The organism is Dietzia sp. DQ11-71 (genome assembly GCF_014144995.1).
Classification (GTDB): domain Bacteria; phylum Actinomycetota; class Actinomycetes; order Mycobacteriales; family Mycobacteriaceae; genus Dietzia; species Dietzia kunjamensis.
The window spans coordinates 1-2,607 of record NZ_JAALDT010000383.1; the positions used below are offsets into that span (position 1 = coordinate 1).

At 71.1% G+C, this 2,607-nt stretch carries 3 protein-coding genes; all 3 read left to right on the top strand.

What is annotated here, in order from left to right; genetic code table 11:
* Window positions 1–1,076 (top strand): 5-amino-6-(D-ribitylamino)uracil--L-tyrosine 4-hydroxyphenyl transferase CofH (gene cofH, locus G6023_RS12975; protein WP_182635891.1); only part of this gene is annotated, 1,076 nt, incomplete at its 5' end.
* 86 nt (window positions 1,077–1,162) lie between these two features.
* Entirely contained in the window at window positions 1,163–1,486 is a 324-nt protein-coding gene (gene fdxA, locus G6023_RS12980) for a ferredoxin (protein ID WP_067718452.1), read from the top strand.
* A 5-nt stretch (window positions 1,487–1,491) separates the two neighbouring features.
* Window positions 1,492–2,604 (top strand): succinyldiaminopimelate transaminase, encoded by a 1,113-nt coding sequence (dapC, locus tag G6023_RS12985; protein ID WP_182635893.1) that lies wholly within the window; start codon window positions 1,492–1,494, stop codon window positions 2,602–2,604.
* Window positions 2,605–2,607: the final 3 nt, after the last annotated feature.

Here is a 2,607-nt window from a genome sequence, read left to right on the forward strand (position 1 = left end):
CCGGCCTCACCGATGAGCAGTACCTCGCGCTGGCCACCGCCACCGGGGACGGCCTGGCGGCCGTCGCGGGGCTCGCCGACCGGATCCGCGCCGACGTGGTGGGGGACACCGTCACCTACGTCGTCAACCGGAACATCAATTTCTCCAACATCTGCTACACCGGTTGCCGCTTCTGCGCCTTCGCCCAGCGCAAGGGTGATGCCGACGCGTTCTCGTTGTCCGCCGCCGAGGTCGCCGACCGGGCGTACGAGGCGTACGTCTCCGGCGCATCCGAGGTGTGCATGCAGGGCGGCATCGACCCGGACCTGCCGGTGTCCGGGTACGCCGACCTGGTCCGCGCGGTCAAGGAGCGGGTGCCGTCCATGCACGTGCACGCGTTCAGCCCCATGGAGATCTCCAACGGCGCCTCGCGGTCGGGCGTGGGGGTCCGGGAGTGGCTCACCGAGCTCCGTGCGGCGGGGCTGGACACCATCCCCGGTACCGCGGCGGAGATCCTCGACGACGAGGTGCGCTGGGTCCTCACCAAGGGCAAACTCCCCGCCTCCGAGTGGATCGACATCGTCACCACCGCCCACGAGGTGGGGCTGCGGTCGAGTTCGACGATGATGTACGGCCACGTGGACACCCCGCCCCACTGGGTGGCCCACCTGCGGACCCTCCGCGGGATCCAGGAACGCACGGGCGGCTTCACCGAGTTCGTCCCGCTGCCCTTCGTGCACCGCAGCGCGCCGCTGTACCTGGCCGGCGCCTCACGGCCCGGACCGACCCGGGAGGAGAACGTCGCGGTCCACGCCCTGGCCCGCATCATGCTGCACGGGGCGATCGACCACGTGCAGACGAGCTGGGTCAAGCTCGGGGTCGCGGGGACGCGGACCATGTTGCGATCCGGCGCCGACGACCTGGGCGGGACCCTGATGGAGGAGACCATCTCGCGGATGGCCGGCGCAGAGAACGGCTCGGCCAAGACCGCGGAGGAGATCGAGGAGATCGCCACCGGGATCGGACGCCCGGTCCGCCGTCGTGACACCGTCTACGGACCCGCCCACCGACCCGTCGGGGTGACCGTCGTCACATAGGTCGATCGGCTCGCGGGGCGGCTTCCGCATCCGCGTGGCCTGTGACATACCATTCAGGTCATACCGCTACGAGGAAGGTGGCTGACGTGACCTACACGATCGCAGAGCCGTGCGTCGACGTGATGGACAAGTCCTGCGTCGAGGAGTGTCCTGTCGACTGCATCTACGAGGGTGGACGGATGTTGTACATCCACCCCGACGAGTGCGTCGACTGCGGGGCGTGTGAGCCGGTCTGCCCCGTGGAGGCCATCTTCTACGAGGACGACGTCCCGGACGAGTGGACCGAGTACAACGCCGCGAACGCGGACTTCTTCGTCGAGCTCGGATCGCCGGGCGGCGCGGCCAAGGTCGGCAAGGTCGACTACGACCACCCGATGGTCAAGGCGCTCCCGCCCATGAACCAGGAGTGACCCCGGTGGTGTCGCGCCCGGAGCGTCGACCGCCCGGGCGCGCGCTCCCGGTGTTCCCCTGGGACACCCTCTCGGACGCCCGCTCGCGCGCCTCCGCCCACCCGGACGGTCTCGTCGACCTCACCGTCGGTACGCCCGTGGATCCGGTCGCCCCGGTGATCCGCGAGGCGCTCGCCGCAGGCTCGGACCGGCCCGGGTACCCCACGACCGTCGGCACCCCCGCTCTGCGGCGGGCCGCGGTTGACGCGCTGGAGCGCCGGTACGGCATCACGGGGCTCACTCCCGACGCCGTGCTACCGGCGATCGGCACAAAAGAACTCATCGCGGGCCTGCCCGCCCAGCTCGGACTGGGGCCGGGCCACTCGGTCGTCGTGCCCGAGGTCGCCTACCCGACCTATGAGGTCGGCGCACTGCTGGCGGGGGCCACGGTGGTTCGCGCCGACTCGCTCATGCAGCTCGGCCCGTCCTCGCCGACGTTGCTGTACCTCAACTCGCCGTCGAACCCCAGTGGCAAGGTGCTCGGCGTGGACCACCTGCGCAAGGTGGTCGGCTGGGCCCGCGACCGCGGCGTGATCGTGGCCTCCGACGAGTGTTACCTCGGACTGGTGTGGGAGGGCGAGGCGCCCTCGATCCTCGATCCGCGTGTCTGCGACGGCGACCACACCGGTCTCCTCGCACTGCACTCGCTGTCCAAGACCTCGAACCTCGCGTCCTACCGCGCCGGGTTCGTCGCCGGTGACCCCGGCCTGGTCGCCGAGCTGCTCGAGGTGCGCAAGCACGCCGGGATGATGATGCCGCTGCCCGTCCAGTCGGCCATGACGGCTGCCCTGGGCGATGACGCCCACGAGGCCGAGCAGCGTGAGCGGTACCGGGCCCGCCGTGCACGCCTGCTGCCCGCGGTCGAGGCGGCCGGATTCCGGATCGATCACTCAGAGGCCGGCCTGTACCTGTGGGCCAGCCGCGACGAGCCCTGCCGCGACACCGTGGACTGGTTCGCCGAGCGCGGCGTGCTGGTCGCGCCGGGCGAGTTCTACGGACCCGCCGGGGCGCGACACGTCCGCATCGCGCTCACCGCCACCGACGCCACGGTGGACGAGGCCGTGCGCCGACTGGGCTGAGCA